This window comes from Winogradskyella undariae, assembly GCF_013285155.1.
Taxonomy (GTDB): Bacteria; Bacteroidota; Bacteroidia; order Flavobacteriales; family Flavobacteriaceae; genus Winogradskyella; species Winogradskyella undariae.
Map to the genome: position 1 here is coordinate 73,640 of NZ_JABTEL010000006.1, position 25,064 is coordinate 98,703.

Sequence of the window (25,064 nt, forward strand, 5' to 3'; positions counted from 1 at the left end):
GTTCTTGTAATCTAAAGGTTTTAACATTTTTAGAACTTTGCTTAATTTGTTTAAAAACACTCAGTTTTATTATTTATAAGCTTTTATCTTCATAATAATTCACTAAAAGTGCAACAACATAGCTATAACTTTTCATGCCTGCAGATTGATTATTCGCTTTTAAGAAATTATCGAATGTTTTTTCAAAAATAGGCTCGATAGGGTTTTCGTAAGATTTCCAAAAATCTTGAGACTCTTGGTAATTTATAAGAATACCTTTGTTTATAGATGGCAAAATTGTAGCATAAACTTCAGGATCGCGTCTAAAAATTTCGCCTAAACAATACCGAAGCGCAAAGGTATACCCCGAATATTTAAAATATAAATCATCATTATGTATAGCCGCTAAACTACCAATAAAATTAGCTTCGTTTTCTGCTGCGTAACCTAATTGATGTGCTACTTCGTGGCAAGATGTTGTTGGATATTTATAAGTGGAAATTAATCCGTTGACTTGAGCTTCATTTGTAAATGGGTTTATATATCCCGAAAATCCCATGTAGGTTAAAGGTAAACTGTAAATTGATTTTTTAATACTTACGGGGTTATATTCAAGATGTGGATAAACTTTAGCTAACGATTTATAGCCATTTTCTACTTTATTAAAAATTTCAGGTTTAGTATATGGAGATTCAACTTTTAAAGTATCATTTTTAACCAATTGAAATTGTAATTGATTCGACTTTTCAATTAAACGTTTTGTAAAGGATATTAATTGCTCGGTTGAATATTCAGCTTCAAGATTTAAAGATTTGTAGAGCGGTTGACGGTAATAATTAAAAGCCCAAAGTATGTGAAAGGCAAAATAGGCAATAGATAAAGTAGAACCAACATCTAAAAGCCAGTTTTTTGTGTCTTTAATAATGCGTTTTCGGTTTGAAATTAACCATTTTATAATGTAAATGCCTCCAAAAGTGTAAAATAGATCACCAACAGAAAAAGGAATCCATCCAGAAATATAACGTGATAATTTTGATAAAAACACATAAAGTCCGTTGCTGTAAAATTGTTCAATAAATTCGGGATAATGCTTCAATTGCGATAAGAATAACAATTGAATTCCGAAGAAAATAACAAGGATAAGTTTTATGTTTTTTCGCATGTATCAAAAATAGGAAAAAGAATGGACTGACTAATTATTTTATATGAGAGAAACAAGTTTAGAATCTCAATAAAGAGATAAACGTATTTTGTACCTTTGTATATCTAAAAATAAGATTTATGAGTTCAGAAATAAGAGCCTTAGAGCCAAAAGTATTATGGAATAAATTCGCAGATTTAAATGCGGTGCCAAGACCTTCTAAAAAGGAAGAGCGTGTCATTAAATTTATGAAGGATTTTGGTGAGAGTTTAGGTTTGGAAACGTTAGTCGATGAGGTTGGAAATGTAATTATCCGTAAGCCTGCATCTAAAGGAATGGAAGACCGTAAGGCGATAGTAATGCAATCGCATTTAGATATGGTACACCAAAAGAATAACGATACCGTTTTTAATTTTGATGAGCAAGGTATTGAAATGTTTGTTGATGGAGACTGGGTAAAAGCAAAAGGAACAACACTTGGTGCAGATAACGGTTTAGGAGTTGCAACGATTATGGCTATCTTAGAAAGTGATACTATTGCGCATCCTGCATTAGAAGCTTTGTTTACTATTGATGAAGAAACAGGAATGACAGGCGCTCAAGGTTTAAAAGGAGGTTTACTTAAAGGTGAAATTCTTTTAAACTTAGATACAGAAGAAGATGACGAAATAGGAGTTGGTTGTGCAGGAGGAATAGATGTTACGGCAACACGCGAGTATAATGAAGAAGAAACTCCAGAGTTTAAAATTGGGTATACAATAACCGTAAAAGGGTTGCAAGGAGGACATTCAGGAATGCAAATTCATGAAGGTTTAGGAAATGCTAATAAATTAATGAACCGTTTACTGTTTGATGGTTTTGAAGATTATGGACTTCGTATTTCTGAAATTGATGGTGGTAGTTTAAGAAATGCTATTCCAAGAGAAAGTAATGCAATTGTAGCGGTAGATTCTGTACATGAAGATGCTTTTGAAGCCGAAATGAAAGCGAAAGCCGAAATGCTTAAGTTTGAATTTAAAACAATGGAACCTGATTTAGAGGTTGTTGTTTCTAAAACAGAAACTCCAGAAAAAATCATGGATTTAGGAGTGCAAGAAGGTTTAACTAGAGCGATATATGCTGCGCATAATGGTGTTTACCGTATGAGCCCGGATATTGAAGGTTTGGTAGAAACGTCTAATAACATTGCAAGAGTTATAGTGAAAGATGGCGCTATTAAAATTGGTTGTTTAACACGTAGTTCTGTAGAAAGTACTAAAGATGATTTAGCTAATATGTTACGTGCAACTTTTGAATTAACAGGTTGTGAAGTAGAACTTTCTGGCGATTATCCGGGTTGGGCTCCAAATATGGATTCTGCTATTTTAAAAGAAATGGTGCCAATTTACGAGCGTTTAAATAATGGAGAGAAACCTCACGTTGCAGCTTGTCACGCAGGTTTAGAATGTGGGATTTTAGGAACTAATTATCCAGAAATGGATATGATTAGTTTTGGTCCTAATATTAAAGGAGCGCATTCTCCTGATGAACGTGCTCAGATTTCTTCAGCACAGAAATATTGGAAATTTGTTTTAGAGATATTAGAACATATTCCTAAAGCCTAAGTTTTATAAATTAATAAGATAATTTTCTTATTGATTTTATTTCATAAAAAAAGCAGCTATAAATTATAGCTGCTTTTTTATGTTATAGTAAGTATTATTTAATGCTTACCAATTCAATATCAAAAATAAGGTTGGCACTAGCAGGAATCACTGGAGGATTTCCTCTTTCTCCATAACCTAAATAGTAAGGAATAAATACTCTTGCTTTATCTCCAATTTTCATGTTAAGCATTGCTTCTTTAAAACCAGCAATTAAAGTAGCAGTTTCGTTGTATTGCATATCAAAAGGAACATAACGACCAGCTTTATCTTGTCTTTCGTCATATTTGCCGTTTTTCTCAGCAACTTCTTTTAAAGTCGTCCAGAAAAGATCTCCATTTTCTAAATACCCAGCACAATCAATGTTTACACGATCTGTAGAAGCTGGTTTTACACCATCTGCTTCGTGAGTAAAGATCATAGCCATTCCTGTAGGAGATTCAATTTTTCTACCTTTTAATTCTTCGTTCTTTTTTAAGAATTCAGTTTTTGCAACTTCAGCTTTAGCTTTAGCAGCTAATTTAGCTTCTTCAGCTTTTTTCTCAGCTTCAAGTTTTGCAGCTGCAGCTCTTTCCTTAATTTTAGGTAATTCTTCTGTAAATACTTTAGGTGCATCAAACTTTTTTGCTGCAGTACCAATTCTAATAATATTTAATTTTGTAATCACCACATCTTCTAATGGTTTGTTAGATCCAGGCTGAACTTTTACATTCGAAATTGTATCTAATACGTTTAAACCTTTTACTAATTCTCCAAATACAGCATGACATGATACTCTTGGATTAGAACAATCTTTTAAATTTCCGCTAGCATCAAAACCATCTAACCATGGTGTTGCTTTTTCTGTAATGAAAAATTGACTTCCGTTAGAGTTAGCGCCAGAGTTAGCCATAGATAGCATACCAGGTTTGTCATGTCTTAAACTGTCTACAAGTTCATCTTCAAACTTGTATCCCGGATCTCCAGAACCTGTTCCTGTAGGATCTCCACCTTGAATCATAAAATCATTCATAACACGGTGAAATGTTAATCCATCATAATAAGGCTTTCCTTTAAATTCATCTCCTAATAAAGGGTGATCTCCTTCTGCCAATGCAACAAAATTAGCAACCGTTACAGGTGCTTGATCATAAAATAGTTTTGCAACCATTGTGTCTTTAGAGGTTATAAATTCGGCATAAATTCCGTCTCCTAAATCCGAATAGCGTTCTTGGCAAGAAATATTTACCAATACTATTAATACAACAAATACAGTAAGTGCTTTTTTAATCATTTTTTTGAGTTATAGTGTTTAAAGTTACTTCACAAATTAGAGGAACGTTAGTTCCTATTTTATTTTCATCTCCGTAATACCCAAAAGCTTTTTGGGAAGGAAATATAAAAGTTGCTGTTTCAGTAGGTTTTAATAATTTTAAACCTTCGCGCAAACCTGTAAACAATTCTTCTTTATCCATTACATATGTTCTAGAACTGTTGGCGTAAATTTGGTCTCCTTCAATAGTAGATACATTAAAAGAAAAATGGATAAGATCTCCAAATTCTGGTTGTATGGTGTCTTTTTCAATTTTAGTATTGTAATGATACCAAAAACCACTTTCTGAAGAGAAATATTCTTTGTCTGGATTACTCTTTATAATATCTGAAATTTGTTTGTGTTCTAGCTCATTAAGCTTTTTGTTTCGTTCTACAGAGGCTTTTAAAAATGAACCCGATTGTACAGATTCTGGCAATCTAGCTTCTGGAGATTTGCAACTGAAACATAATAGAGTTAGGATAGCTATTATATGTAGATTTTTCATGTTAAAACATTTTATTTGCAATTAATTAGGTGGATTTATTGGGCTAAATCGTTTTTATACTGCGGTAATATACTAATAAATTTACTTATAGTAGTTTGCATATCATCATCACTACGTCCTCCTGCTGCGTTGGTATGACCACCACCATGGAAATGTACTCTAGAAAATTCGTTCACAGAAAACTCACCTTTACTACGCAATGATATTTTTATGATTTTATCTTGATGGCTTTCTATAAAAATAGCGGCAAAAATAATACCTTTTAATGATAAGGCATAATTTACAAACCCTTCTGTATCTCCTTTTTTAAAGTTGAATTCGTCCAGTTCTGCCTGAGATAATGTAATGTAAGCTGTACGTAATTCTGGAATCACTTTTAAATTTTGAAGTGCTCTTCCTAATAACTGTAAGCGACTATAACTATTGGTGTCGAATGTATTATTATGGATTTGAGAATTATCAGCTCCTTTTGCAATTAAGCTTCCAATAACTTCGTGAGTTCTGCTCGTGGTTGCAGGAAAACGAAAAGAGCCTGTATCTGTCATAATACCAACGTATAGACACGTTGCTATATCGGCATTAATTTTTTCAGCATCTCCAAGCATTTCAATAAAATTATAAACCATTTCACAAGTTGAAGACATGCTTACATCTGAATACGTGTATTTAGCATAATTATCTGGCTGTTGATGGTGATCTATCATAATCATTGTTGCAGTCGCTTTTTCTAAAGCTTCAGCCATAAGATTTCCAGCACGATGAAAAGCATTAAAATCTAATGTAAAAATCAACTCGGCAGCATTTATAAGCTTATTGCTTTCTTGTTGTTGCGTTTCAAATTTTAAAACAGAATCGTCACCTGGCAACCATTTTAAAAAATCAGGATAATCATTAGGTGCAATAATTACAGCATTATGGTTATATAATTTTAAGTAATGACACAAAGCTAAAGTAGAACCCATAGCATCTCCATCAGGATTTCTATGCGGTACAATAACGATGTTTTTAGGTGTACTTAATAAGGCTTTTATTTCTGGAATTTGGTTTGTGATCATAGAATGCGAAGATACAATTTAATAACATATTGTATAAAGACCTTGCTTTATTTTAAATTAACTTTGTTGAAAATTAACATTATTATGAATCATTTTATGCGTCTTTTAAGTGTCATTATTGTTCTGTTATTTGTTGGTTGTAAGTCATCAGATATAAAAACGATGCCAACGGCTAATGTTGTAACTTATAATGCCGATTATACAATTGCGTTTGGTTCTTGTAACAAGCAAAATGTAACCAATTTATTATGGGCTCCTATCTTAGAACACCAACCAAGTGTATGGATTTGGGGCGGAGATAATGTGTATTCTGATACTGATAATATGGTGAAATTAAAAGCCGATTATGATAAGCAATTATCTGATCCAAACTATCAGAAATTAATAGCTTCAGCTAAAATATTAGGAACTTGGGACGATCATGATTATGGTTTAAGTGATGGAGGAGAAGCGTTTTATAAGAAAAAAGAAAGTCAAGAAGAATTTTTAGATTTTATGGGAGTTTCTAAAACAGATGCTCGTAGAAATAGGGAAGGGGTTTATGATTCTGAAACTATAAATCTAGATAAAGGAAGTATTAAGATTATAGTGTTAGATACACGTTACTTTAGATCAGAATTAACAGAGGATAAGGCTTCAGAAAAACGCTATAAACCTAATGAGTACGGTAAAGGTACGGTCTTAGGAACTGCACAATGGAAATGGTTAGAAGATGAATTAAAAACTTCTGATGCCGATTTTAATATTATAGTAAGCAGTATTCAACTTTTGTCTAATGAACATGGATTTGAAACTTGGGGAAATTTTCCACATGAAGTCGCTCGTTTAGAATCTTTAATAGTAGACTCTAAAGCTAAAGGTGTATTAATATTATCTGGAGACCGTCATATTTCAGAATTTTCTAGTACAGATGTAGAAGGATTAGCGTATCCTTTGGTAGATTTTACATCAAGTGGTTTAACTCATGCTTACAGTAAATTTTCAGGCGAATCAAATGCTTACAGAATAGGGAGTGTTATTTCTGAAATTAGCTTTGGAGTTTTACATTTTAATTTTGAAACTAAAGAAATTGAAATGGAAATGAGAGGCGAAAATAATATAAAACTTAACGAATTATCGCAGAAGTATTGATGCTTGCTTATTCTGTAAATTACATTACTTTTGCACCATATTAAAAAAAAGATACATGGCAACTAACAGAACATTTACAATGTTAAAGCCTGATGCTGTTGAAAAAGGACACATTGGCGCAATATTAGAAAAAATTACAGCTTCAGGTTTTAGAATCGTAGCGATGAAATTAACGCAAATGACTAAAGCTGATGCTGAGGAATTTTACGCAATACATAACGAACGTCCATTTTTTGGAGAGTTAGTTGAATATATGACTCGTGGTCCTATCGTTGCAGCTATCTTAGAAAAAGATAACGCAGTTGAAGATTTTAGAACTTTAATTGGTGCTACAAATCCTGATGATGCAGCTGAAGGTACGATCCGTAAGTTATATGCAGCTTCTATTGGAGAAAATGCAGCTCACGGAAGTGATAGTGATGAAAATGCAGCCATTGAAGGTGCTTTCCATTTTTCAGGTAGAGATATGTTTTAAGCTAAAACATTATATAATATTTAAAAGACCATCTTTACGGATGGTCTTTTTTTTTGGAATAAACTCAAAGGTTCTATAAGCGTTCATTGCTATTCAAATTAGAAATAATAATAAAAAAAACACCCACTCTTTCGAGCAGGTGTTTCACCAACAAAAAAACTCAAAAACATCATGAAAACTTCATGATTTGATCAATCTCAAACACAGATCAATCTTTTTTGTTAGCTATCAATCAACAATACTTAATCTGCTTCCCCACAAATTAAGCGTTGAAAGTTTTTAAAATCGGTAGCTAACTGTTCCTTTTATAAAGAAAGGTGTACCAGGAGTAAAATGTATTTCTTCAACAGATTGTGCTTCGCCTTGTAAACGAGATTCTGTAGCGAATTGTGTTTCATTCCATTCTACATCAAAAAGATTTTCTATAGCAAGTCCTAGTGTAACTTTATTAAAACTGTAATTCACATTAAAATCTGTTACCATATAACCTTCAGCGACAATAGAATTATCTTCATTAGCAGCTCTATCATCTAAATATCTAAAGCGTAAGCCTCCTGAAAAACCATTAAGATCATCTACAGATAAACCACCTACTAAAGTGAAATCTGGTGCTAAAGGAATGTAATCCTGACCATCTGCTTCATCAATACTTCTTGCATTGGTAAGTGTTGCATCTGTATCTAAAAATAACCAGTCTGTTAGCTGGTAACGTAAACCTAAATCTAATCCGAAACGTCTTGTTTTGCCGCTTGGTTCTACAATACCAGCATCACCTACGTAAACAAATTCTTGTTCTAAAAATAAATACCAAAGTGCAGAGTTTACTACTAACTTAGGGAATGGTTTCCATACGGTTCCTAAATCAGCTCCGTAAGAACGTGGTAAAATATCTTCACCTCCATTGGCTACAACAACTCTTGTATCGTTAGAGTGAAAACCTAATCCTGATTTAAGATATAATTGTAAATTATCTTGAGCGTTATAGAAGAAATTTAACTTAGGACTTAAAATTGTTTTAGTCTCAGATAAGGTTGCATAATTAGTTTGAAGAGCATCGTTGTACATAAACTTAAAATAGTCTACACGTAACGCTGGTGCTACTTTAAATTTTCCGAATTCGAATTCAGCATTTACATAAGCATCAATGTTAGTTTGGTTAATATCTCCTAATTGAATATTCTCTAAAGTTGTACTTCTGTTTAGGGTTCTAGATAATTCTACATCATCAGAAATATCATGTCTTAAGCCAATACCAGACGTTAATGTTAGTTCAGTATCACCAAAATTAGTATTGTGTGTAATTGTTGTATTGACACCAAAAATATTTCGATCTTCTTTTTGAAAAATTTGATCTCCATTAATTGGGTCTTCTAAAAAGAAGGTAAAGTTTGAATACAATTCAAAAGCATAATGAGAGTAAAAAGCATTAGTGCTTAACTTGGTATTATCATCAATATATTTATCGTAAGTTACATTAAGATTGGTACGTTGTGTTTGTCCTCCTTCAGTATCATCAATAGCACCAAAACGTGTAATGTTTCCGTTGTCAACTTCACGCTGTGGAATTTGACCTGAAGCATCCCAACGACTCGTAAAATGAGAAGCTGTTAAAGTTAATTTGTCATTTTCTGGAGAAAATACAACGTATTTACCAAATAGGTTAAGTCTGTTAAAATTCTGAGGCGATTCAAAAGGGCCATCAGTGTTTATATATTCTAAAGCGACATAAGCATTTTGATTTTTAGAGCTTTCTAAAAGATCAAATAAACCTACAGTTCTCATGGTGTTGAATTGACCTACTGTAAAAGAAATTTCACTTTCTTTTAAATAGTCTTTCGTTTTAAAGTTAACATAACCTGCAGTATTGAAATCTCCTTCTTGTGCATAATAAGCACCTTTTCCGAAATCAATTTTATTTACAGTTTCTGGGATTACAAAGTGTAAGTCACTATAACCTTGACCGTGTGCATGAGAAACCATATTTACAGGCATTCCATCTACAGAAATAGAAACATCGGTTCCGTGATCGATATCAAAACCACGTAAAAATAATTGTTCTGCTTTTCCGCCTCCGGCATGCTGACCAATAAATAAACCTGGTACTTTTCTTAAAACTTCTTGAGTAGAATTTACAGGTGTAATATTTAGATCTAATCTAGAAATTGTACTTACGGTATTTAATTCTTCCGTAATCATCATTTCATCTAATTGAAACGCTTTTTCTTCAAGTGTAATTTTAAAATTCTCAGAAGATTCTAATCTAATAATTCTTGTTTTATAACCTAATAACCCAATTCTTAAAGAATCTCCTACTTTGGTGTCTTTTATTAAAAACACTCCATTTTCTGTAGAGTGGGCGTGACTTTCTGTACTCTGGTTGTATATGTATGCAGCTTCTAAGGGCTGGTTGAGTTCGTTTTGTACTATTCCTTTTAAATTTTGTGCCCTCGTGACTAATGAGAAGCAGCATAAAATAGTTAATGTTAAGATTTGTTTCATAATTGATAGGTAAAGGTTGGTTTATAATTGGTTTATTTTTTGTTCCATTAATGGGCCTAATTCATAAAGGCTCGCTAATAATTCTTCTTTTATAGGTTGAATTTTCTCTGTTTTACCCGCAGCTTTATAAATCTCTGCTACATGGTATAAAACAGAAGGTTCAAATGTTTTACCGATTACAAACTCTTCAATTATGTCGTTTGCTTTAGCTATATCACCTTTCTTAAAATAGCTCCATGCTAATAAGTCATAAGATTGCGGTGTTGCTCTATTTTCGATTTCTTTTTTTGCTATTTCTAATGCACGATCTGGCATTTCTAAATCATCAGTAAAAAGCATAACGCTATACTTGTTATACATTTCTCCGTACAATTTGTTATCCGTCGCGGTTAAATAACTTTCTAATGATTGTGATTTTAAAGTATCATCATTTTTATATTCAGCAATTTCTGCCTTTAGTAAATCATAATCTGGTGAATTATGATAAGTAGTAATATGGTTTAAAATGTTTAAAGCTTGTTTTGGGTTGTTTTCATAAGAATAAACGATCCAAGCAATTCCTTTTTTTGCATAGGCATTATTAGGATCTAGCTCTAAAGATTTTAAATAGTAAGTGTATGATTTTTCTATTTCACCTGCATGACCATAAAAATCTGCAATATTAGTATAAGACCAAAGTTTCATTCCTTTAGTATTTGATGATTCTGCTATTGCCATGGCTTTTTCCATGTTTTCAATAGCTCCATCAAGATTACCTTTATGATCCTCTAATTTTGATAAACGGATGAGGTAATCAAAGTTTGAATTGTTTTTTATTTCATTTAAATAAGCTTCTGCATAGATGTAGTTTCCTAATTCTAAATGAACATCGAACAGCATCTTTTTTGTGCCATTCAATTTTTTACCATTAGCTTCTGCCTTTTTTAACAAAGCTAAGGCTTCTTTAAAGCGGTGTTGTGAAATATAATTACCTGCTAGGTTTTTTAGAAGTCCAGCATCAGTATCTTTAACAATGGTATTAGCGACAAGTAAATCTTTTTCAGCTTCAATTAAATAGTTGATTTCTCCTGTGATATTAAATACTTTTGTGTTGGCATTCGCTCTACTTATTAAATAAGAGTAAGAGCTTGAGCTATTTTCAATTTTATTGGTCCAAAAGTTAACGTCTTCTAATAGATCAGGAGTATTAATGTTAGTAGATAGGTATTGGCTGTAATCTGATGCTTTTGTAACTGTTTTAGTATTGCAACTCAGCATTGTTGCCAATAAAAATAGGGGAAGGATGTTTTTAATGTGCATAATAATTTGTTTTTGAGATTTTATTATTGTGTGTTATGCATTTGCAAATAAACTAAAATGAGATGTCATTAATCTCATTTTAGTCTACTAAAAATTTATTTACCAAGGAGACGCTAGGTAAGGGAAAGAAGTTAAAAAGTCTTTGTCGTTAGAAGCTACATTATCGCTTGTTAAACTTGGGAATTCTGGATTAGTTAGTCCTTCTTCTCCACCAAAGATTAGTATTAATTCTACATCGATAACATCATCTGTTAAATTTCTACCAGTTAATATGTTAGTTCCGTCAAAAAATGTTGTTGGTGCATCTAATGATACCGTAAGTACATCTGTAGCTAATACACTTGTAAATTGTGCAGCAGTAAACCCTAAAGCATTAGCATCATCTGGAGATGCAGGATCGTAAGCAGGACTTAAAGTTTCTAATTTAGTTTGAAATGCGCTTTGAAAAGCAGCATTCATATCTGAAGGGATTGTGGTGTTAAAAGTATCTTTCATACCATCGTTTACAAATACCGTGTTAATTGCAGGTCGCCCCATTTGGTCTTCTTGTACATATGTTCCTGTAAAGTTAAGTCCTTCTGGTTCGGTTGTATTGTCATCGTCATTGCTACAGTTAAAAGCCGTCATAGACGCTAAAATTGCAACAGCAAATAATTTTATATTATTGATTTTCATCTTGTTATTTTTTAAGGTTATTTCAATCAATTATAACATGTTTAATTTCTATACAGATGTTATAATGTGACTATTTTTTTTAATTAATATTGTTTTAATGTTATGCGTTAAATCTATTTTAGATTTATTGCTTTCTCTTAGATTCTACCCATGTATTAATAGTGCCAGAGGTTCCTATCATAGATTTTGGTACTTCAACAACTACAGATAATACATTACTTCCTGCAAATGTATCGTCACCAGGATTATCAAAACCAGAAGCATCACCAGCAATAATTTCAGTATACTTGTTGAAATCGAAAAAGAAAGGATCATCTCTTGGTCCTGCAAAGTATTTCATTCCTGCAAATTCTTCAATAATTGCTGTTTCACCATAATTTGTAATATCAACGATACCTGCATTAGCCGATGTTGACATAATAGAACTGTTTAAACCTGTTTGTGATGGAGCCGTTGGTCCAAAGAAATACATTTTACCATCTCTTGGAGTTGCTTGTATAACTAAATCTTCAACGTTATCGCCATCAGTATCAATATTAAATTCTAATAAAACGTTTTCATCAAAAGAAGCACTACTTGTTGCTCCAGGTGTTAATAGCCCTTGTACGTTAGCTACTAAAACTAAGTTAGATTGATCTTCACCTCTAAAGGCATAAAAATCTGTAATGTCACTTGTGCCTCCTTGTACTGCAGGTGCATCTATATGATCTGCTGCAATGGCAACGAATGTGGCAAAACCTAATACTGCTGTTGCGATTAAAATTTTTGTTTTTTTCATAATTTTTGAGATTTAGTTAATTATTTATTTTGTCTCTGCTCTACCTACGAAAAAATAAGAATAGTGGTTTTGTTAAAATTTAATTAATTGAATAATAATTTATTAATTATCTATTTATCAATGGTTTGTGTGTTGGTTTTTTATGGTATTAAATTAGGATAGTTTTTAAATAGATGATTTCAACTTAAGAAATAGCTTGAAAATTAGAAGAAAAGTGTACTTGGATGCATAACAGTATTCTTTTTTTCTAATTGTGACCTTATAATTAATCAATAAAAAAACCACCAAGTTTTCACAAGGTGGTTTTAATTAATTTATAATTTTAAAATATGTTTACGACGGACTTACATCTACAACACCAAGAGTGTGTAATTGCTCCATTGTAGGAGATTCACTTCCTCCTTCAGGTTCTAATGTAATACCAAAAGCTTGACTTTCGTTAGCGTTTATGATGGTGAAGATTTTATTATCATCGGTATTAAAATCATCAATAGTTCCTAAGCTCGTTGGCGTTAACGGATTTAATGTTAATGACCATACTTGCCATACTTTTCCTTCAGGTGCTTCAGGTAATCCTTCAGCATCTAAATAAATTGTATTATTAGATTTGTTCCAATAAACTTTTGCGAAACTAGAAGCAAAATTACCTTGACCACCAAGTGGTACTGATATAATATCTTTATCTCTAATTACATCTAGTAAGTTTTTAGTTGTAGCTAAATCTGTTTTAGCAGCTTCTATTTGTATTTCTAAATAACGATTTTCTATATCTACGGTTTGTATTTCTTGCTCTAATTCTGTTTTCTGATTAAGTGACCAGAATAAACCTGTTGCTAATAAAATAGATGCTGCCCAACCTGTGTAAGAAATCCAATTGGTTTTTCTTGGCTGTAGCTCTACAACTTTAGTTTCGTTAGCAGTAATTCTATTTTTTATATCCTCAAATCCTTTTGCATTAGGTGATGCAGCGGCTGTTAATTTTATAACAGCACTTTCTATTTCTAAAACTTCTTGTAACAACTTTGGGTGTTGTTGCAAGAGTTTATTGATCTCTAGATTTTCGTCTTCAGATAATTTACCGGCTACGTATAGCTCCAAAATACCTGATTCTATGTATGCTTTTATATCCATATTACAATACCATATCTCTTAATTGTTGAATACAGTTCCGGTTTCTTGTTTTAATAGTACCAATTGGCATTTGTAATTCTTCCGAAGCTTCTTTTTGAGTGAATCCTTTAAAGTAAAGTAGTTCTATGACTGCTTTACATTTGTCACCTAATTCCGTTACAAATTTTTTAATACCAATGGCATCCGTACTGTTGTCTAAGTTATCATGGCTGGCTATGATATCTACGAAATAATCCGCACTAAGGTTTTGTTTCTTTTGTTTAAAAGCTTTAGAGCGTGTTTTATCTATAGCAGCATTACGAGCAATATTGAGTATCCACGTAAAAAAACGTCCCTTTTTAGAAGAGTATGTCTCTGATTTATTCCATGCTTTTATAAATACATCTTGCATAATTTCATCTGCAATAGCCGTATCCTTTATAATATTATAAACGACACCATGTATACTTTTGCTATACATGCCATATAGCTTTTCGAAAGCCAAGTGGTTTTTATTTTGAAACTGTTTTACCAGTAATTCTAATTCCATTTAATAAGTGGATTTTTACTTAGAAATTTTTGCAGAAGGGGAAGAGTACACCGCAATTGTTCTAACAATGAGTTGTTATTTAGCTATTGTAAATGTAATACAATTATTTTATAATTCCAGCACAACCAATACGTGTGCCTGCATCACCTGATGGTTGTGATTTTAAATCATCTACACCAATGTGTACTATAACAGCTTTTCCTAATATGTTTTTTGTGTCGTCTTCACAACCAATACACCACTCATCTGTAGTTTTGGTTATGGTAGCTTTTCCGTCAGAATTAGCAGTAAGATTACCTATGTCTCCTTTGTGATAACCAGCTTCATCTCCCCAAGCGCCGTGTGGTTGTGCTGTAGGATTCCAGTGACCTCCAGATGATGTTCCGTCATTGGCAGAGCAATCTGCTTTCTCGTGAATATGAATAGCGTGTTTACCTTCTTCTAAACCTGTAATGGTCCCAACCATGCTAACTGTTCCGTTTTCTTCAGAAAATTTAATAGTTCCTTCAACATTACTACCGCTTTTAGGGTCTAATGCTATGGATAAACTTTTTTGGGAAATTGAAGTCTCTTTTGCTGCTTCTGTTTTAGTAACCTTATCGGTGTTTTTTGGTTTGTCTTTACAAGCGGTTGCAAATAGAATGGTAAGTGCGAGTGTAATGAATTTTAAATTTTTCATGATAGTTCTGATTTTATGTTGCGTTAATAAATATTATAACTGCATTACATATATTTAATACAAAAAATTTGGGCTTGATATTAAATATAATTTAACAGCAAGCCCAAATTAATGAAGTAAAAAATGTTTTTAGAACTCAATCAAAAATAATATTAATTCATTTGATAGAGTTAAGCATACGTTTTTAAAAACGTAGGTGAGTCAATGAGTTTTAGTTCTCTCTTAAAAAAGTATTGACTTCAATAGCAACATCTTCCCAAGTTTTACTAACACCATCAGCACCTTTATGAAGGTCAAAACATACTTTGTTTAATGATTCTAACGCTCCTAAAGCATCCCAATTTTTCAATTGCATTGTTCCTTTTAAGCTCACTCGTCTTTCATCTGTAATGCTAACGTCTAAAGGTAAATCTGCAGTAACACCATTCATAGTAATAGATGCTACATAAGCATTATCTACATATTTTATAGTTCCTTTGATAAATTCAGTGTCTAACATAGCTCCAAAGAAAGATGCTTTAATTTTTGCATCTCTAGATGCATCTTTGGTTAGTAAATTACTAATAGGAATTGAAAATTCTAAATTATTTAAAGCTTCTTCTGGTGTCGCCCCCTCTTTAGCATCAAAATTTAAAGTAGCAAATTCTCCTCCAACAGGTAACTTATCTGTTGTTTTATAAGCAGTCCATTTTACAGAAGTTCCTGTAGGTTTAATGACATACTTAACAGCGTTTTCTACCGTTTCAGTAGGCTCCGTTTTAGCTTCTTTTTTTTCTTCTTTACATGATGTTAATCCTAAAGTAAGAATAAATAATAACGAAAATAATTTTGTATTTTTCATGACTAATTTTTATTTCTAGTAAAGTTAAGTAGTTATAAGCAGTAAAGCAAGAACTATAAGGATTCTTGGTGTTATGTTTTCTCTATCATGATAATTATCATAATTTCTAAGCAATTAAATATCTAATTTTGCTTCATAAATTTTTGAGTAAAATGAGCCAATCGTTAATTAATAAGTATAATGTTGCAGGTCCACGTTATACAAGCTATCCAACAGTTCCTTATTGGGATTCGGGTACTTTTTCTTTAGCTAAATGGAAAGATTCTTTAAAACGTTCTTTTGAAGAAAGTAATAATTCTGAAGGCTTAAGTTTATATATTCATTTACCTTTTTGTGAAAGTTTATGCACCTTTTGTGGTTGCCATAAACGCATCACTAAGCGACATGAAGTAGAGTCGCCTTATATTAAAGCTGTTTTAAAAGAGTGGAGTTTATATCTTAAGTTATTAGGAAGTAAACCAAGAATTAAAGAATTGCATTTAGGAGGTGGTACACCAACATTTTTCTCACCAGAGCATCTTAAATTTTTAATATCAGAACTTTTAGTTAATGCAGATTTAGCAGAGAATTATGAATTTAGTTTTGAAGGTCACCCTAACAACACCACAGAAGAACATCTTCAAACCTTATACGATTTAGGATTTAGACGTGTTAGTTATGGGGTTCAGGATTATAATCTTAGTATTCAAAAAGCAATTAATCGCGTACAACCTTTCGAAAACGTAAAACGTGCTACAGATTTGGCTCGTGAAATTGGGTATACTTCAGTAGGTCACGATATTATTTTTGGATTGCCGTTTCAAACTGAAGCAGATGTTATTGAAACCATCAATAAAACGAGAGCATTAATGCCAGATCGTATTGCATTTTATAGTTATGCGCATGTACCTTGGATAAAAGGAAACGGGCAACGTGGTTTTAGTGATAATGATTTACCTACGCCAGAATCTAAGCGTCAACAATACGAAACAGGAAAACAATGTTTTGAAAATGCAGGTTATGTAGAAATTGGGATGGATCATTTTGCGTTAAAAAGCGATTCACTTTACAAGGCTTTAAAAAACAAAAAGCTGCATCGTAATTTTATGGGGTATACAGCTTCAAAAACATTAGCCATGATTGGGTTAGGAGTGTCATCTATTAGTGATAGTTGGTATGGCTTTGCTCAAAACGTAAAGTCTAATGAAGAATATTATAGCTTGTTAGATAAAGATATTATTCCTGTATTTAAAGGTCATATTCTTAACACAGAAGATTTAGTAATTAGAAAGCATATTCTTAATTTGATGTGTAATTTTGAAACCAATTGGAAAGATGACGCATTAGTATTTGAAGAGTTGCCTGATATACTTATTAAATTAAAGGAATTTGAATTAGATGGATTACTTCAGTTTGAAGTAAAAAAAATAAATGTAACAGAAAAAGGGAAACCTTTTATTAGAAATATATGTATGGCTTTTGATTTGTTATTACAAAGAAAAAAGCCTGATGCTCAGTTGTTTTCAATGACAATCTAAAACAAAAAAACGATGGATAAAATTATTGTACCAGTTGATTTTTCGGAACAATCAGAGTTTGCCTTGGAAGCTGCAGCAAGTTTAGCTCAAAAGTATGGTTCAGAACTCTTAGTCTTACACATGTTAGAGTTATCTAATACCATAATATCGTCTGCAAGTGAAGCATTAAACCAAGAGGCGCTTTACTTTATAAAACTAGCAGAGCAAAAATTTGAAATATTTTTAAAGAAGCCATATTTAAAAGATATTAAAGTCACCAAAATAATTAAACACTTTAAAGTGTGGAGTGAGGTTAATGATGTGGTGAAAGAATATGATGCTAGTATTATTGTTATGGGATCTCAAGGAACTAGTGGTATTAAAGAAGTATTTGTGGGTTCTAATACTGAAAAAGTAGTACGACATTCAGAAATTCCTGTATTGGTCATTAAGCACAATCCTATTTTAATGGATTTTGAAAATGGTGTTTTTGCATGTGATTTTTCTGAAGACGCAATAAAACCTTACTTAAATGCAAAGCAAACTTTTGAAAGTCTTGGTATAAATATGCATTTGGTATACGTCAATTCACCTGATGGAAACTTTAATAGTTCTGTTGAAATTGATAAGCGTGTATCTAAGTTTTTAGAAAAAGCAGAAGGGGATTTAAAAAAACTAAATCAGATAAATATTGTTTCAGATTATACCATAGAAAAAGGAATTCTTCATTTTGCAAATGTAATAGGTGCAGATCTTATTGCTGTAGCTACACACGGTAGAAAAGGTTTATCTCACTTTTTTGAAGGAAGTGTTTCTGAAGACATAGCAAACCATTCAACATTACCTGTTATGACTTTTAAATTATAATTAGAGGGGTGTTTTTAGTTAGTGTTATTAACATCTGAAGAAGGCGCTGAAGATTTTTTCTTTGGCGCTTTTTGTGTTTTATAAAGAAATAATTTAAAAGCTATATATCTTCTAAAAATAGATTCTTAGTTTTATTTTTGAATAATTAATACTTCAGTATGAATTACAAAACACTTTTATACATCGGAAGCTTTTTTCTTCTTTCGTTTACAATTCAACAACAAACGTTACCAGAGGGATTTGTGTACGTAAAATCTATAATTCCAGATTTAGATGTTGAATTGCGTTATTTTACGACGAATAATTTTGTTGGAGATACTATAGATGGTTATGAAGCAAATCGTTTAATTTTAACAAAAGCGACAGCTGAAAAGTTAAAATTGGTACAGGATGAATTGCAAGAACAAAACCTTTGTCTTAAAGTTTATGACGGCTATCGTCCGCAACGTGCTGTAAATAATTTTATTACTTGGGCTCGTGATTTAAATGACACGATTAAAAAATCTCAGTTTTATCCTGAAGCAGAAAAACGCAACTTATTTCAAGCTGGTTACATTGCTTCACGCTCTGGGCATAGTAGAGGAAGTACTATAGATTTAACTATTATTGATGGGCAAACAGGAGTACCTTTAGATATGGGAAGTCCATTTGATTATTTTGGAAAAGAATCTTGGATCGCTCACGAACCTTTAACGGATTTACAAAAACAAAACCGTCAATTATTACAAACTGTAATGTTGAAACATAACTTTAGAAACTACTCTAAAGAATGGTGGCATTTTACGTTGCGTTGGGAACCTTTTCCTAAAACTTATTTTGATTTTGAAATAGAATAATCTAATTTTTTTTCAAATAGATTAATCCTGTAATCGGTCCTATTGCTAAAACTACAAATGCATAGGGCGCAATAGTATCATATGTTATTAAATAATTTAACAATTGAATGCTTACAATAGTTAAACTATAGCCTATACAATTTACAATAGTTAATGCTGTGCCGATAGATTGTACTTCGCAATTTTGTGCAACCATAGTAGAAAATAAAGGTGAATCTGCAATTACTGCCATTCCCCAAATTATAAGAAAAATAATAAAGAGTGGTGTAGCGCTAACTAAAAAGAAAATAGGCGACAAAAAGCAGCATACTCCAGAAATAGTTAAGGCCCAAATAGCTGTTCTTTTAACACCGAATCTGTTAGATATAAAACCACCTAAAATACAAGATATACTTCCTGAGGCTATGATGATAAATGAAAATAAAGGAATATTTAAGGTTACACCATGAAATTCTTGATGCATCATTAGTAATATAGGTACAAATGTCCAGAAGGCATACAATTCCCACATGTGTCCAAAATAACCGAATGCTGCAGAGCGAAAACTCGATTTTTTAAAAACATCTAAAATTTTAGAAACATCAAACTTATCAGCCAGTTTTTGATAAGGTCCATTAGGAACGAAAATTAAAACAAGAAATCCTCCAATCAATGCTAAGATTGATGTGGTAAAAATTACAGCCTCCCATTTAATATTAAATCCAAAAGATTGAATTAAATAAGGGAAGGCAGTACCCAATACTAAGGCCGCAATTAAAAAACTAAGTGATTTACCTAATCCTTTTTCAAAATGATCTGCTGCGATTTTCATTCCTACAGGATAAATTCCTGCTAAACTAAATCCGGTTAAAAATCTAAAAAAAAGTATTGTAGTTATCGTATTGTTGGGATAGAGTATGCCTAAGTTAAAAACAGCTCCAAAAACGGCGCAAATGAAAAATACTTTTGATGGAGAAAAGCGATCGCTTAGTGTAAGAATCGCAAAAACAAAAGTACCAATGATAAATCCAAATTGTACGGAAGAACTAATATATCCGAGTGATTCTGCACTCAGATTAAAAAATAAAACTAAATCGTCTATAATAGAATTCCCGGCAAACCACAACGATGTACAACAAAATTGAGAAAAGATAATTATGGGTAAAACCCATTTAGTTGTGCTTGTTTTAGCTTTCAAAAGTAAACTAGTTAAAATAAATCCATGCCCAATACATTAACCCAAATTGTAGAGGTAAACGTAAAATTAAAACCCATTTAGGGATGCCTGCAGATGCTTTTTTACTAGAAAGCATATAGAAATGCACCAATAGAAATACGACTAACATGGCTATAATACCATAAATTGAAATATTTTTAAGCATTGGTATACACAAGCCAATTCCTAAAACAATTTCAGCCAAACCACTTAAGTAAACCAAAGCTTTGTGGCTAGGTAAGTAATTTGGCATAATACGCATGTAGGTTTTTGGCTTTATAAAATGCATTATTCCTGCAATAAAATACAGAACAGCCATGATGTATAGTCCTATAGGTTCATTCATCTTTATATGTTTTATAGGTTAAACCAATGCCATAGTTAAATAGATTTTTATCTAATAAACTAGATGTAAATTGATTTTCGTTATCAAATTTCACCCAATTATTTCCGCTAATAAACACGCGTTTTACAAAAGTGTTCTTTGTTTCAATTTTATCTGTAAAGGGTAACAAGGGTCTAAAGCTGGTTGGTATTTTTATAATACCTTCAGATTTAGAAACGATTTCTTTATATTTTTTATTGGGAAGTAATTTGCCATCCTTATTTGTGTAGCCTAAAACTTGTAATGACACAAAAAAACCATTTTCAGGAATAAGTATATCATAATCATCAACATTTAATACATGAAAATCTCCATCCTTTTCCGTTGCTCTAAATACAGTCGTTTCGTAAGTTAAAACCTTACCAGGTTTTCCATTATCATTGTCGTAAAATTTTACTTTAAATAAAGTAGAGAACTTTTTCTTTTCACTATTAGATTTATTTCGCTTACTCCAATCTTTAGATTCTAATGCAATAGGAAATAAGACTTCTGAAAGTTTTTGATCTTGAGAAGTCGTTTTTGGGAAATACACAGCAATCTCAGACTCTATCGTTGGTAGCCAACATTTATAATAATCGTCGTCTAAATAAGGTTTTAATTTTTCCTCTTTAAATTTTCGATCTATCTTATTGTTAATTATAACAGCGTCTAATAAATGCGCTTCTGGTTGCATTAATAATTGTGCAGGTAAATCTTTGGTCGCTACATTTAAATCTTTAAACCCAAGTGCGGATATAAAAAGAGAGTCGATATCTGGATATAATTTTTCGGTAAATATAAATTGACCTTCATCATCAGCAAAAAGCCCATTACCATTGCCAAAAGATATGGTGGCGTAACTTACAGGATAGGATGTGATATTGTCTTTAATGGTTGTTTGCGCAAATGTAATTTGCCCAATAAACAAGAGAATAAATAAAATTTTATGCATGGTTAAGTGTATAGATTTTAAAGATACATTATTTATACTGTATGCTAATTTGGATAATACCAAAATGGTATAGAAGCTTCAATTTTAGATATGGTATCCGATTCTTTTAGTTCTCTTCGTTTTACATAAAGCATGTGTTTACCTTCTTCTATGTTTTTAATACCTATATAAGTTTCAAACCCGTTTTGTTTTTTTATAGTTCTACCGAGTAAAAATTCGGTTTTATATAATGTGGAATCAATTTCAACAGAATAAAGTGAATTGAATGTAGCTAAATAGTCGTTTTTTAATGCATTAGTATTGGAGTCATAATTGATTGTGCTGATTTCTGATGTAATACCTCTAGCATCTTCATCAACTTTTAAACTTGGGTTGAAGAGGTAAATTTCATCCTCTATATATTTATCAAAAGCTATAAATACTTTGACGTACGGATCGCTTATAACTTTACTATTGATAGCAATGTTTTTAATAAAATCAGATTCCTTAACTAACATATTTTCGTAATTTGCAGAATTAGAAATGTTAGTACTCGAGTCCTCAATAAAATTAAAATAGTTAGATTGATTGTAATATAAAGAAGTCATCCATACCAATAAAATATAAATAGGAACTAAAAAGAGACTCAGGCGTTTTCCAAATTTATTATCTAGAAAGTTATAAATTAATGGTCGGTATAAAAAGGAAAGTGTGATAATGCTAAAACCCCAGTAGAAAGGAAAATATACTTTGCTAAGCCATTTTTTCTTTTTTAAATAACCGAGAGTAATAAAGTCGATAAAAGTTAGTAGCATACCAATAACTACAAATGCTAAAAGGATAATACCAACGTACGTAGAAAAATCTCTAAACGAATTGCCATTTAGAAATACTGAAAATATTGTAGCAATTGATCCTATGATTAGAACAAGAGCGAGCAAATAAAAGATGAGCAAAAACGTGATTGCGAAAATGATGCTACAGTAGTCTTCTAATCTTGCAATGTACCTATCAAAAGAACCTACTTTTAATTTTAGATAATTGCTAAATCGTTTGGTGTAATTTAAGGTGTCGTATTCAATGTCTCCAGAAACATACCGTAATCCTAAGGCACCAATCCATAAGCCTCGTAAAAGCACATGGAGAAGTAAGTTAAAAATTAATATGGAACATGCAGAAAGTGCAAGAATTAAAATTAGCGTAAAAAACAGATTATTATCGTTTTGAGACTGGTGATAGGCCATTTTCATTTCTAAAGCAGGATAGGCTGAGAATAATCCAAAAATAGAAAAACCAGAAATCAGCAATTCTAATTGCCAGCTCTCTTCTTGTAATCGATCTAATAATTTTTTAAACGCAGGTTTCTTGTAATCGTCGCTCATCTTTATATTGGGTAGATTGAAATTCAGGTTAAAATTAATCATATTGAATTAAAATCAATCTTTTTTATCCTATTTTGAAACTCTTTCCAAATTCCATCGTTTTTAATTATAGAATAGCTAACCAACCCAATGCACAAAGACACTCAACTTATTAAGCTTTGTAAAAAAAGAAATGAAGTTGCACAAATGCAAGTTTATGATACCTATGCGCAAGCGATGTTTACCATTGCTTGTCGTTATCTCAATGATGAAGAAGATGCAAAGGATGCCATGCAAGAAGGATTTTTAAAAGCCTTTACAAATATTGAAAAATATCAGCCTAAAGCTACGTTTGGTGTTTGGTTAAAACGAATTATTATCAATCAATGTTTAGATGTTTTAAAGAAAAATAAGTTAGAGTTTAGTGCTGTAGAGGTTACCGAATTACAGATTATAAACGAAGACGATTGGCATTTTGATAGCAGTATTACGAAGGAAGAAATTCTGTTAGCTGTTAACGAACTCAATGAAAAACATAAAATAGTCGTGAAGCTCTATTTGTTGGAAGGCTACGATCACGAAGAAATTTCAGACATATTAGAAATCCCCGTAAAAACATCTCGAACACATCTAAGACGTGGGAAATTAAAATTACAAGACCTTTTAAAACAAAAGTATAATGAAGCAAGATATTAGAAACCTATTTAACGAGGAAGACGATTTAAAAACGCTTCCTGAAAATCATAGAATTGAGTTTGCTGAAAAACTTAAAAAACAATCCAAACCAAAACAAAATCCTTATGCATGGTTAAGTGCAGCTGCAATTTTAATTATTGCATTAACCATTGGCTTTAATGCTATGGAAATGAAATCTAAACCAGAACTTAAGCAATCGTCGCCAATTATAGCACAAGTAGAAGCTGTTGAAGCTGAATACCTAGCTAATATTGAAACCGAATGGCAAAGTTTTATAGCTATCGCAGATGATGCCGTTTTGGTAGAGCGATTCAAAAAAAACTTAGAAGATTTAGATAACGATTATCAAGATATTTCATTGCAGTTCAAAGATGATGCTAATAACATTTTAGTCATTGAAGCATTGGTTGAAAATCTTCAAACGCGATTACAGATTTTAAAAGACATTCAAAACCACATCAAGATATTAAATCAAGCAAACAAACAATATGAAAAATCAATTTAAACTTTTAGTATTGATGCTCATCACATCAGTATTAAGTCATAGTCAAAGTCATCAGATACTTAAAGAAAGTTTTTCGGTAGATAAAAGCACATCAATTGTATTAAATTTCGCAAATATTTATGTCGCTATTGAAGAATCTACAGATGATAAAGTTCACTTTGATTTTTTAATGGAGTTTGAAGGGTATTCAAAAAAAGAGATTAAGGAAAAAATTGAAGAAATAACTACTGAAGTATCAAGTTTTGATAATCATATTACACTGAATGTTAATAGTAAAAATCAAATAACATTTGAGTTGTATAAGTATAATGTAGAGTCAGGAATTATATTAAATAATGATGAATTTTTTAATAAAAAAAAGGATACAATAATACGTAAATCGAAAGATTCTTTGTTAGCAGAGATTAGATTGAATAACGCAGGAGATCGAACGAATAATCCTTTAAAGTATATAAATAACAGATTAAAAAAAATTGATAAAGATGGTAACTTATCTAAGTTTGAAAGTAAGAATATAGATATCATGCGAAGCATTTTTGTAATAAAAATTCCACCTTATTTAAAGCTAAATATTAATGGGAAAAATTCGGGTATACATTTTAGAAATGATTTACAAAATGAAATTTCCATTAAACTGAAATCAGGAACTTTAAAAGCAAAAGCACTTTATAACAGTTTTAATAATATCAGGATTGATGATGTTAATTTTGAAGCTGATGCTATTCTAGGAGGAGAGTATAAGTTTAAAAATGTGAAAAATGGGAAAATAGGAAGTGTACAAAACACAAAAATTACCTCAGAGTTTTCTAAAGTTGAAATTGGAGAAATTCGAAAAAATACAACAATATCAGACTTTAATAGTGAGTACTATTTTTATAATTGGGCTAAAGATTTTAAACGCTTTAATCTGTATTCTGAATATTCTAAAATCCATTTTTTCTATCCTGATTTAGATTTCAGTTTTAAGGCCATTGGTAACAATACTAAGAATTTTGTGGGCAATTATAAAATAGAAATGCAACCCACGAGCAAAGGTGAGAAGTATAGTATGATGGAAAGAAAACCAAGTGGCAAAGGAAATTTTTCTGGTGAAATTTACTTCGATATTATTCATGGTATTATTTATACGTATAACGATTCAATCAAAAAATAAAACAAT

At 31.6% G+C, this 25,064-nt stretch carries 25 protein-coding genes; 9 read left to right on the forward strand and 16 right to left on the reverse strand.

Going from position 1 to position 25,064, the window contains the following annotated elements:
- Positions 1-73: 73 nt before the first annotated feature.
- A complete protein-coding gene (locus HSX10_RS09985; protein ID WP_173588073.1) occupies positions 74-1,141 on the reverse strand; it encodes a DUF3810 domain-containing protein in 1,068 nt (355 codons plus the stop codon).
- Positions 1,142-1,260: 119 nt separating this feature from the next.
- Between HSX10_RS09985 and HSX10_RS09990 the strand changes: the two genes are divergently transcribed.
- On the forward strand, positions 1,261-2,724 hold the full coding sequence (locus HSX10_RS09990; protein ID WP_173588074.1) for an aminoacyl-histidine dipeptidase: 1,464 nt from the start codon (positions 1,261-1,263) through the stop codon (positions 2,722-2,724).
- Positions 2,725-2,818: 94 nt separating this feature from the next.
- On the opposite strand, the gene HSX10_RS09995 is transcribed toward HSX10_RS09990, so the two are convergent.
- The 3 genes from HSX10_RS09995 to HSX10_RS10005 are packed head-to-tail and all read right to left on the reverse strand — an operon-like array spanning position 2,819 to position 5,617.
- A complete protein-coding gene (locus HSX10_RS09995) occupies positions 2,819-4,036 on the reverse strand; it encodes a peptidylprolyl isomerase (RefSeq protein ID WP_173588075.1) in 1,218 nt (405 codons plus the stop codon).
- A complete protein-coding gene (gene gldI / locus HSX10_RS10000; RefSeq protein ID WP_173588076.1) occupies positions 4,029-4,562 on the reverse strand; it encodes a gliding motility-associated peptidyl-prolyl isomerase GldI in 534 nt (177 codons plus the stop codon). Before gldI ends, HSX10_RS09995 begins: the two co-directional genes overlap by 8 nt.
- A 35-nt stretch (positions 4,563-4,597) precedes the next feature.
- Complete coding sequence (locus HSX10_RS10005) at positions 4,598-5,617, reverse strand: DHH family phosphoesterase (RefSeq protein WP_173588077.1); 1,020 nt, start codon at positions 5,615-5,617, stop codon at positions 4,598-4,600.
- An 84-nt stretch (positions 5,618-5,701) separates the two neighbouring features.
- Here HSX10_RS10005 and HSX10_RS10010 point away from each other — a divergent pair, with 84 nt between their 5' ends.
- Together HSX10_RS10010 and HSX10_RS10015 are read left to right on the forward strand one after the other, a co-directional pair.
- Positions 5,702-6,748 carry an alkaline phosphatase D family protein gene (locus tag HSX10_RS10010; RefSeq protein WP_173588078.1) on the forward strand — a complete coding sequence of 349 codons (1,047 nt, stop codon included), beginning with the start codon at positions 5,702-5,704 and terminating at the stop codon, positions 6,746-6,748.
- A 55-nt stretch (positions 6,749-6,803) separates the two neighbouring features.
- The gene (locus HSX10_RS10015; protein ID WP_173588079.1) at positions 6,804-7,223 is read left to right on the forward strand and encodes a nucleoside-diphosphate kinase; all 420 of its coding nucleotides are present in this window, start codon (positions 6,804-6,806) and stop codon (positions 7,221-7,223) included.
- 279 nt (positions 7,224-7,502) lie between these two features.
- Here HSX10_RS10015 and HSX10_RS10020 read toward each other — a convergent pair whose 3' ends face one another.
- The 8 genes from HSX10_RS10020 to HSX10_RS10055 all read right to left on the reverse strand — a co-directional run bounded on the left by HSX10_RS10020 (position 7,503) and on the right by HSX10_RS10055 (position 15,654).
- Positions 7,503-9,722: a TonB-dependent receptor gene (locus HSX10_RS10020; RefSeq protein ID WP_173588080.1), complete on the reverse strand. Its 2,220-nt coding sequence runs from the start codon at positions 9,720-9,722 to the stop codon at positions 7,503-7,505.
- Positions 9,723-9,743: 21 nt separating this feature from the next.
- Positions 9,744-11,021, reverse strand: coding sequence for a tetratricopeptide repeat protein (locus tag HSX10_RS10025; RefSeq protein WP_173588081.1), 1,278 nt, complete (start codon positions 11,019-11,021; stop codon positions 9,744-9,746).
- A gap of 99 nt (positions 11,022-11,120) precedes the next feature.
- The gene (locus HSX10_RS10030; RefSeq protein ID WP_173588082.1) at positions 11,121-11,696 is read right to left on the reverse strand and encodes a DUF4331 family protein; all 576 of its coding nucleotides are present in this window, start codon (positions 11,694-11,696) and stop codon (positions 11,121-11,123) included.
- 124 nt (positions 11,697-11,820) lie between these two features.
- Positions 11,821-12,474 carry a DUF4331 family protein gene (locus HSX10_RS10035; RefSeq protein ID WP_173588083.1) on the reverse strand — a complete coding sequence of 218 codons (654 nt, stop codon included), beginning with the start codon at positions 12,472-12,474 and terminating at the stop codon, positions 11,821-11,823.
- A 333-nt stretch (positions 12,475-12,807) separates the two neighbouring features.
- Complete coding sequence (locus tag HSX10_RS10040) at positions 12,808-13,605, reverse strand: anti-sigma factor (RefSeq protein WP_173588084.1); 798 nt, start codon at positions 13,603-13,605, stop codon at positions 12,808-12,810.
- Between the two features lies 1 nt (position 13,606).
- Complete coding sequence (locus tag HSX10_RS10045; RefSeq protein ID WP_173588085.1) at positions 13,607-14,134, reverse strand: RNA polymerase sigma factor; 528 nt, start codon at positions 14,132-14,134, stop codon at positions 13,607-13,609.
- Between the two features lie 103 nt (positions 14,135-14,237).
- Complete coding sequence (locus tag HSX10_RS10050; protein ID WP_173588086.1) at positions 14,238-14,813, reverse strand: superoxide dismutase family protein; 576 nt, start codon at positions 14,811-14,813, stop codon at positions 14,238-14,240.
- 211 nt (positions 14,814-15,024) lie between these two features.
- Positions 15,025-15,654, reverse strand: a complete 630-nt coding sequence (locus HSX10_RS10055) for a YceI family protein (protein ID WP_173588087.1) — start codon at positions 15,652-15,654, stop codon at positions 15,025-15,027.
- Positions 15,655-15,806: 152 nt separating this feature from the next.
- On the opposite strand from HSX10_RS10055, the gene hemN reads away from it, so the two are divergent.
- The 3 genes from hemN (at position 15,807) to HSX10_RS10070 (ending at position 18,853) form a co-directional block, all read left to right on the forward strand.
- Positions 15,807-17,171, forward strand: coding sequence for an oxygen-independent coproporphyrinogen III oxidase (gene hemN / locus HSX10_RS10060; RefSeq protein ID WP_173588088.1), 1,365 nt, complete (start codon positions 15,807-15,809; stop codon positions 17,169-17,171).
- Between the two features lie 12 nt (positions 17,172-17,183).
- Positions 17,184-18,017 carry a universal stress protein gene (locus tag HSX10_RS10065; protein WP_173588089.1) on the forward strand — a complete coding sequence of 278 codons (834 nt, stop codon included), beginning with the start codon at positions 17,184-17,186 and terminating at the stop codon, positions 18,015-18,017.
- A 158-nt stretch (positions 18,018-18,175) separates the two neighbouring features.
- Positions 18,176-18,853, forward strand: a complete 678-nt coding sequence (locus tag HSX10_RS10070; protein WP_173588090.1) for a M15 family metallopeptidase — start codon at positions 18,176-18,178, stop codon at positions 18,851-18,853.
- Position 18,854: 1 nt separating this feature from the next.
- On the opposite strand, the gene HSX10_RS10075 is transcribed toward HSX10_RS10070, so the two are convergent.
- From HSX10_RS10075 to HSX10_RS10090, 4 genes are read right to left on the reverse strand one after another with little or no spacing between them, the layout of a single operon-like run.
- The gene (locus HSX10_RS10075; RefSeq protein ID WP_173588091.1) at positions 18,855-20,030 is read right to left on the reverse strand and encodes an MFS transporter; all 1,176 of its coding nucleotides are present in this window, start codon (positions 20,028-20,030) and stop codon (positions 18,855-18,857) included.
- 7 nt (positions 20,031-20,037) lie between these two features.
- Entirely contained in the window at positions 20,038-20,394 is a 357-nt protein-coding gene (locus HSX10_RS10080) for a DoxX family protein (protein WP_173588092.1), read from the reverse strand.
- A complete protein-coding gene (locus HSX10_RS10085) occupies positions 20,387-21,364 on the reverse strand; it encodes a hypothetical protein (protein ID WP_173588093.1) in 978 nt (325 codons plus the stop codon). Before HSX10_RS10085 ends, HSX10_RS10080 begins: the two co-directional genes overlap by 8 nt.
- Before the next feature lie 44 nt (positions 21,365-21,408).
- Positions 21,409-22,725 carry a hypothetical protein gene (locus HSX10_RS10090; protein ID WP_173588094.1) on the reverse strand — a complete coding sequence of 439 codons (1,317 nt, stop codon included), beginning with the start codon at positions 22,723-22,725 and terminating at the stop codon, positions 21,409-21,411.
- Positions 22,726-22,854: 129 nt separating this feature from the next.
- On the opposite strand from HSX10_RS10090, the gene HSX10_RS10095 reads away from it, so the two are divergent.
- Genes HSX10_RS10095 through HSX10_RS10105 form a run of 3 tightly spaced genes read left to right on the forward strand, consistent with a single transcriptional unit; the run spans position 22,855 to position 25,058 of the window.
- The gene (locus HSX10_RS10095; protein WP_173588095.1) at positions 22,855-23,400 is read left to right on the forward strand and encodes an RNA polymerase sigma factor; all 546 of its coding nucleotides are present in this window, start codon (positions 22,855-22,857) and stop codon (positions 23,398-23,400) included.
- Entirely contained in the window at positions 23,384-23,905 is a 522-nt protein-coding gene (locus HSX10_RS10100) for a hypothetical protein (RefSeq protein WP_173588096.1), read from the forward strand. Before HSX10_RS10095 ends, HSX10_RS10100 begins: the two co-directional genes overlap by 17 nt.
- Positions 23,889-25,058 carry a hypothetical protein gene (locus tag HSX10_RS10105; protein ID WP_173588097.1) on the forward strand — a complete coding sequence of 390 codons (1,170 nt, stop codon included), beginning with the start codon at positions 23,889-23,891 and terminating at the stop codon, positions 25,056-25,058. Before HSX10_RS10100 ends, HSX10_RS10105 begins: the two co-directional genes overlap by 17 nt.
- The last annotated feature ends 6 nt before the right edge of the window (positions 25,059-25,064 follow it).